At 63.3% G+C, this 6,581-nt stretch carries 7 protein-coding genes; 1 reads left to right on the top strand and 6 read right to left on the bottom strand.

Annotated features, from left to right (window positions below; genetic code table 11):
* From FNA46_RS13405 to FNA46_RS13395, 3 genes are all read right to left on the bottom strand, one after another.
* Window positions 1-629, bottom strand: a 629-nt coding sequence (locus FNA46_RS13405; RefSeq protein WP_143125712.1) for a carbohydrate ABC transporter permease, incomplete at its 3' end; no start/stop codon positions are given.
* 68 nt (window positions 630-697) lie between these two features.
* Window positions 698-1,249, bottom strand: coding sequence for an SIS domain-containing protein (locus FNA46_RS13400; RefSeq protein ID WP_425468761.1), 552 nt, complete (start codon window positions 1,247-1,249; stop codon window positions 698-700).
* 94 nt (window positions 1,250-1,343) lie between these two features.
* Entirely contained in the window at window positions 1,344-2,693 is a 1,350-nt protein-coding gene (locus FNA46_RS13395) for an ABC transporter substrate-binding protein (protein WP_143125710.1), read from the bottom strand.
* Between the two features lie 319 nt (window positions 2,694-3,012).
* Here FNA46_RS13395 and FNA46_RS13390 point away from each other — a divergent pair, with 319 nt between their 5' ends.
* On the top strand, window positions 3,013-3,831 hold the full coding sequence (locus tag FNA46_RS13390) for an inositol monophosphatase family protein (protein ID WP_143125709.1): 819 nt from the start codon (window positions 3,013-3,015) through the stop codon (window positions 3,829-3,831).
* A 66-nt stretch (window positions 3,832-3,897) separates the two neighbouring features.
* Here FNA46_RS13390 and otnC read toward each other — a convergent pair whose 3' ends face one another.
* The 3 genes from otnC to otnI are packed head-to-tail and all read right to left on the bottom strand — an operon-like array spanning window position 3,898 to window position 6,579.
* The gene (gene otnC, locus FNA46_RS13385) at window positions 3,898-4,536 is read right to left on the bottom strand and encodes a 3-oxo-tetronate 4-phosphate decarboxylase (RefSeq protein ID WP_143125708.1); all 639 of its coding nucleotides are present in this window, start codon (window positions 4,534-4,536) and stop codon (window positions 3,898-3,900) included.
* Window positions 4,533-5,798 carry a 3-oxo-tetronate kinase gene (gene otnK, locus FNA46_RS13380; protein WP_143125707.1) on the bottom strand — a complete coding sequence of 422 codons (1,266 nt, stop codon included), beginning with the start codon at window positions 5,796-5,798 and terminating at the stop codon, window positions 4,533-4,535. The genes otnC and otnK overlap by 4 nt, the downstream gene beginning before the upstream one ends.
* A gap of 4 nt (window positions 5,799-5,802) precedes the next feature.
* Window positions 5,803-6,579 (bottom strand): 2-oxo-tetronate isomerase, encoded by a 777-nt coding sequence (gene otnI, locus FNA46_RS13375; protein ID WP_143125706.1) that lies wholly within the window; start codon window positions 6,577-6,579, stop codon window positions 5,803-5,805.
* Window positions 6,580-6,581 lie beyond the last annotated feature (2 nt).

Raw genomic sequence — 6,581 nt, 5'->3', positions numbered from 1 at the left:
GCCTCTCCATGGTGCCGGGCGAGATCGAGGAGGCGGCCCGGCACCATGGAGAGGCCGGCGAGGAAGATCAGCGCGCAGAACGGCGTCCACTGCCAGACATCCATGATGACGATCGCTGCGAAGGCGCCGGCCTGCGAGCCCAGCCAGTCCAGCGCGCCGATCCCGAACAGATCGAGGAACCAGTTGGCGACGCCGAAATCGCGGTTGAAGATCAGGCGGCCGATGAGGCCGACGACGGCATAGGTGGTGGCAAGCGGCACGACGAGCGTGACGCGGGCCAGCGATTTCAGAAAGCCCATGCCCGTCTTGTGCAGCAGAAGCGCAATCATCAGACCAAGCGCGATCTCGACCGGCAGAACGGTGACGTAGAACTTGGTCGTGAGGAACAGCGAGGCCCAGAAGGTGCCGTCCGTCAGCACAGAGATATAATTTTCCAGCCCGACAAAAGGGAAGCCGTCGCGCGGACGTGCAATATTGTAGCGGCGGAAGGAGGTCACCAGCGCAAACAGCGTCGGATAGATGCCGATGAGAAACAGCGTCAGCACGGCCGGTGCGAGAAACCAGAACGGTGTCCAGCGACCATAGCCGCGATTGGGTCTGATGGTAGGGGCAGGCGTGGTCCTCGTCATCTGCTTTTCCTCTTGATGCCCGGCTGAAAGGGCGTGGCGCAGCGCCGCACGCAGGCCAGCATCCTCTCTCACTCCAGGTTGGTATGGTTGGCGCGCATGATCGCCGGCGACACCTGCAACCGGTCGCGGACGGCCAGCACCAAAAGTTCGAAGGCGATGTAGAGCGCGCCTTCGTAGAGCGATCCCATCGGCAGCACGGAGGTTCTCGCACCCTGATCATTCGCCATGGTCTGCGCCGGCACGTGCAGCACGAGATCGGCCTTGCCGGCCGCAGCACCTTGCGGGTCGGCCGTCACCACCAGCACCCGTGCGCCCGCTTCCCGGGCCACGCCGATCAGCGCCGAAACGGTCGAAAAGTCGCCGGGGCCGGCCGAAACGATCAGGAGATCGCCGGCGCCGAGCGGCGGTGTCGTCATGTCGCCAACGACGGCGGCGCGCAGGCCGAGATGAAAGAGGCGCATCGCAAGCCCCTTGATCTGCAGGCCTTCCCGGCCGACGCCGTAAAGCGCGATCCGGCCGGCCGCCGCGATGGCTTCGGTGGCTGTCGCGAACTGCGTCGCATCGATCTTGCCGAGGCAGTCCCTGAGTTCCGCAAGCGCCTTGTCGTAGAGATGAAGCATGGTCATGTCTCGCCTGATGCAGGGGATGAGGGAGATGACGGCCTCTCTCGGCCGCCATCTCCCGTCTTCCATCCCGGGAGGGACAGGGTGGGCGTTACTGCAACAGCTTCTTCTTGCCGTCGTAATAGCCTTCCTTCTTCAGGATATCCTCCATGCGGGTGCCGATCTCCTTGGAGCCAGCCTCGACGGAGACCTGGCCCAGCATCATCTTGGAGCCCCACTCGGCCACCACTTCGGAGATTGCCGGCCAGGCCGGGAAGCGCGGACGGAACTCCGGCACGCCCTTCTGCCAGGAGGCGACCATCGGCTCGACGAACTTGTACTTCGCCTTGATGGCCGGGTCGTTATAGACCGACATGCGACCCGACACGCCGCCGGCCTCCACATAGGACTTGGCGATGTCTTCGGAGGTTGCCCACTGGATGAAGAGCCAGGTGGCCTTCTTCTGCGCCTCGGAAGCCTGTGCCGCGACCGCAAGCGAGAAGCCGCCGAGTGCCGGCAGACGGCCGGCCGGGCCGGCCGGTTCCGGCGCAACGGCCAGGCAATCGCCGAGCTTGGAGGTGGCCGGATCGACGAGGGTCCCGTAGAAGGCCGACCACTCGGTGATCATCGCCACCTGACCCTGCGCCAGCGCATTGACGGATTCGACATGGTCAAAGCTCACGATGCCGGGCGGCATGTACTTCATCAGCGCCTGACGGAAGTTGAGACCGGTCTGGCTTTCCTTGCTCATCAGGTTCGACTTGAACTGCTTGTCGAGCAGCGAGCCACCAAACGGCCACAGGAAGCGCATGAAGCTGTCGGCGGACTGCGTTTCGCCACGCAGCGACTGAAGCGCGAAGGCATACTGGTTCTTCGAGGCATCCGTCAGCTTGGGCGCGTAGACATTCATCAACTCGTCCCAGGTCGCCGGCGGCTTGTCGAAGCCCGCTTCCTTCAGCTTGCAGGAATTGTAGAACAGCAGACCGGAATAGTTGTCGAAGGGCAGGCCGTAGGTCTTGCCGCCCCAGGAGCCGAAGGCGTCCAGCAGCAGCGGAAAGAAGCCATCCAGCTTCAGGTTGGGGTCGGTGATCGACTTGTCCTTGGTGAACTTTTCGATCGGTTCGATCCAGCCATTTTCCGCAAACTCACCCATCCAGACCAGATCGACGAGCGCCATGGTGATGTCGCCCTGCGAGGTGAAGTTCAGCACTTCCTTCTCGCGGGTGTTTTCGTAGGGAACGATCTCGTAGTTCACCTTGATGCCGGTCTTTTTCTCGAACTCCGGCAGAAGCTTGATGATGGCGCGGTAACCTGGGCGATCCAGGAAGATACCGCTGATCTGGGTGCCCTTCAGCGGCTTTGCCGCATCCTCCAGCCAGTCGGCGTGGGCCGCAAGCGGCATGCTTGCGCTCGCAGCCGCAAGCGCCAGAACGCTGGCGCAGACTTTCAACAGGCGTTTCATTTCACTCCTCCTTCGTGCCGACTGCCTCCCCGGCAGCCCTGATCCGGCGTCAATCGAAAAGGCTTCGCCAACGCTTGGGCGGCATACCTGCCGCAGCGTCTGCAAGACCCGTGAACCTGTGTCGCACTCTCCCCTTGAGCCTTCGAAAGCCATAGCTTCGCCCCACGCAAAACTGCGCGTTCTTCCAGCTATTTCAATCGCTTGGGCTCGCCATTCCTCTTGGCGGGGTGAGTAACGGATACATCTGTAATTTTCATTTTGCAATAGCATTCGTCGCCCAAATATGATGATATTTCGGGTGAGGAGAAGAGGGCATCACATGGTTGACAGCACAGAGCCGGACCGGACGGCAAAGGAGGAGATCGACGCACGCCGCAGGCTGGCGGAACGCATTGCAAAGGAGGCCGGAGCACGCGCCAGACGCTTCCTGCACCGCCCGGAAACCTTGCACGCAGTGGAAAAATCGTCCTCGCAGGATCTGGTGAGCGCCGCCGATCAGGCGACCGAAGCCTATCTCGGCCGCATGATCCGCCGGCATTTTCCGCAGGACGGCATCGTTGGTGAGGAGGCGGGCAGAGCAGAAGGTGCCTCCGCTTTCGACTGGGTGATCGATCCCATCGACGGCACCATGGCCTTTCTGGTCGGGCAGCCGAACTGGACTGTCTCGATTGCGGTATTGCATCATGGTGAGCCGGTGATCGGCGTCGTCTATGCGCCGATGCTGCGTGAACTCTATGTGGCCCGGCAGAGGCAGGGGGCGTATCTCAACGGCAAGAGACTTATGATGCGCGCGGATTGGACCATCCGCTCCACCACCATCGGCTATGGCGGCACCGAACGCGCCGATCCACAAGAAGTCGGCGCGTTCATCACCCGCCTCTACCAGGATGGCGGCGTGATCTTCCGCGTGGGCTCCGGCGCGCTGATGCTGGCCTATGTCGCGGCCAACCGCCTGGCGGGCTATTATGATCCGACGCTCTACTGCTGGGATTGCCTGGCCGGCGTGGTGCTGATCCGCGAGGCCGGTGGCCTTGCCGATTTCGCTGGCACGCTATCGGCGCCAGGGCCGATCTGGGCGGGAAACCACACCGTCTTTACCGATCTGAAGCGGCTGAGCAAGGCATCCACCGCCCCTTGAAGCGGAGGCTGCTCCCTTGGAGGCCGACCGAAGGAGGGCTGGATTGCCCAACCGTACACCCGAGCGTCAGACCTTGCTCGGAAAGCGCCGATTCAGTTCGGTTGTCTCGTCGCAGGTCAGAGGCCGCGTGCGCTCGCCGCGCAGCATCAGGAACAGCTTTGCCGTTTCCTCCAGCTCTTCCGTTGCATAGACGGCGTCCGGCAGATCCACGCCCGCCACCACCGGTCCATGATTGGCAAGCAGCACCGCATGCGAAGTCTTGGTCCGCTCGGCCACCGCCTCCGCAAGGGCTTCATCGCCCGGCGGGAAATAGGGAACAAGCGGCAGGCGCCCGACGCGCATCACGTAATAGGCTGTCAGCGGCGGCAGCACGTCGTTCTCGTTGAGATCGCACAGGCAACTGACGGCGACGCAATGGGTGGAATGCAGGTGCACCACAGCCTTCGCCTTTGGCCGGTTGCGATACATCACCCGGTGCAGGAAGGCTTCCTTGGTCGGCGGATCGCCGGAGACGTGGCGCCCTTCCGCATCGAGCCTGGAGATGCGGGCCGGATCGATCATGCCCATCGAGGAACCGGTCGGCGTCATCAGCCAGCCATCATCCACCCGCACGCTGATATTGCCCGTCGAACCGGCCGTCAGTCCGCGGTCGAACAGCGATTTGGCATAGGATGCAATCTGCTCGCGTAGCGCAGTCTCGCTCATCCTGCGATCTCCAGGGCCCGTTCGAAGAAGTCGGGGCCGCCGAAATTGCCGCTCTTCAACGCGACCTGCAACGGACGGCTCGAGGAGAGCGTGGTGGTCCAAGGAACACCAGGCGCGATCTCCGTGCCGATTGACAGCCCCCGGATCCCGAGTGCGGAGATGATGGCGCCGGAGGTTTCGCCACCCGCCACCAGCAGCCGCTCCACGCCGCCCGCAACCAGTCCCCGGGCGATCTCGGCCAGAGCCTTTTCCATCATCTCCCCGGATTGCTGACGGCCATAGCGGCCCTGATTGGACTCCACCTCGGCCGGATCGGCAGAACCGTAGAGCACGACCGGCTGATCGGCGGGTTGCGCGGCTGCCCAGGCCAGCGCCTCCTCGACGACGGGTTTTGCCGCAAAGAGCGCATCAATATCGATCCGGAGGCTCGGCCACAGTAACCGTGCGCGCGCCAGCTGCTGGCGGGTGGCGGCGGAGCAACTGCCGGACAGGATGGCCGTCCGCAACGCCCTGCCTGAGACTGGCCCTTGTTCGGAGGCATCACGCGGGCGGATGCCGAAATTTGCCGGCAGGCCCATCGCAAGCGCAGAACCGCCAGTCAACAGCCGATGGTCCCGCACCGCGCGGCCCAGAGCCCTGAGATGTTCGTCATTGAACGCATCGACCACGGCATAACGGTGGCCGGCCTTGATGGCGGCCTCAAAGGCCGCGACAATTGCAGGCTCGCCGGCAGAAACCACTTCATGCGGGACAAGCGCCACGGGATAGGCCGACTGTTCCGCCATCAGGGCCACCAGATCGGATTTGCGCATCGGCGTCAGGGGATGATCCTTCATCGGCGAATCCTGCAGCAGTTGGCGCCCAACGAAGAGGTGGCCGTTGAACACGGTGCGGCCATTCTTCGGAAAGGCCGGGCAGACCACGGCAATGCTGGCCCCCAGCGCATCGGCAAGCGCATCCGCCACCGGACCGATATTGCCCGCGGCGGTGGAATCGAAGGTGGAGCAATATTTGAAGACGATCTGTTGCGCGCCGCGTGTCTTGAGCCATTCCAGCGCGGTGAGCGACTGGGCTACGGCATCGGCAGAGGGGATGGTGCGGGACTTCAGCGCCACCACCACGGCTTCGGCAGTGCCGATATCGACCTCGGCGCTCGGAATGCCGATCGTCATCACCACCTTCATTCCCTCGCTGGCGATGATGCTGGCGATATCGGTGGCGCCGGTAAAATCATCGGCAATGATGCCCAGAAGAACGCCCATGCTCTCAGCTCCGCCTGTAGGCTTCGAACCAGCCCAGCCCGTCGAGGGTCTTGCCGCGTGGATTGTACTCGCACCCGACAAAGCCCGCATAGCCCAGACGATCAAGCTCGGCGAACAGGAAGGGATAGTTCAGCTCCTCGCCATCCGGCTCGTTGCGCGAGGGAATGCTGGCGATCTGCACATGGCCCACGTCGTCAAAGGCGTTGCGCAGGCGCATGGTCACGTCACCGTGGATCACCTGACAATGGTAGATGTCGAACTGCAGCCGCAGATTGGCAAGACCGGCTTCGGCGATGATCTCGCGGGCGAAATCAAAGCTGTTGAGGAAATAACCCGGCATGTTGCGGGCATTGATCGGCTCCAGCAGCAGATCAATGCCCTTTTCCGCCAGCCGCGGCGCGGCATGGTCAATCGCCCGTCGATAGCTGGCGCGGGCGTCTCTGTCGTGACGATCGGCGATACCCGCCATCATGTGCATGCGCTTCACGCCGGTTGCCTCGGCATAGTCCAGCGCGCGGTCGACGCCGGCCGTCAGATCCGCAAACCGCGCGGGCAGGGCGGCCACGCCGCGTTCACCCGCTGCCCAGTCGCCCGGCGGCATGTTGAACAGCGCCTGGGTCAGGTTGTTGCGCTGCAGCCGCTCCTCGATCTGCTCTGGAGCAAACTCATAGGGGAAGAGATATTCCACGGCGGAAAACCCGGCCTCGGCGGCGGCATCGAAGCGGTCAAGGAATGACCACTCGGTGAACATCATCGTCAGATTGGCGGCAAAGACAGGCATGG

Source organism: Affinirhizobium straminoryzae, from assembly GCF_007004135.1.
Classification (GTDB): Bacteria; Pseudomonadota; Alphaproteobacteria; order Rhizobiales; family Rhizobiaceae; genus Neorhizobium; species Neorhizobium straminoryzae.
This window is presented reverse-complemented; position numbering and strand designations above follow the sequence as displayed.

Excerpts from the sequence above, each read along its gene's own strand:
- otnK (WP_143125707.1), bottom strand. The coding sequence starts at position 5,798 with ATGGGCGTTCTTCTGGGCATCATTGCCGATGATTTTACCGGCGCCACC.
- FNA46_RS13400 (WP_425468761.1), bottom strand. The coding sequence starts at position 1,249 with ATGCTTCATCTCTACGACAAGGCGCTTGCGGAACTCAGGGACTGCCTC.
- otnI (WP_143125706.1), bottom strand. The coding sequence starts at position 6,579 with ATGCCTGTCTTTGCCGCCAATCTGACGATGATGTTCACCGAGTGGTCA.
- FNA46_RS13395 (WP_143125710.1), bottom strand. The coding sequence starts at position 2,693 with ATGAAACGCCTGTTGAAAGTCTGCGCCAGCGTTCTGGCGCTTGCGGCT.
- otnC (WP_143125708.1), bottom strand. The coding sequence starts at position 4,536 with ATGAGCGAGACTGCGCTACGCGAGCAGATTGCATCCTATGCCAAATCG.
- FNA46_RS13390 (WP_143125709.1), top strand. The coding sequence starts at position 3,013 with ATGGTTGACAGCACAGAGCCGGACCGGACGGCAAAGGAGGAGATCGAC.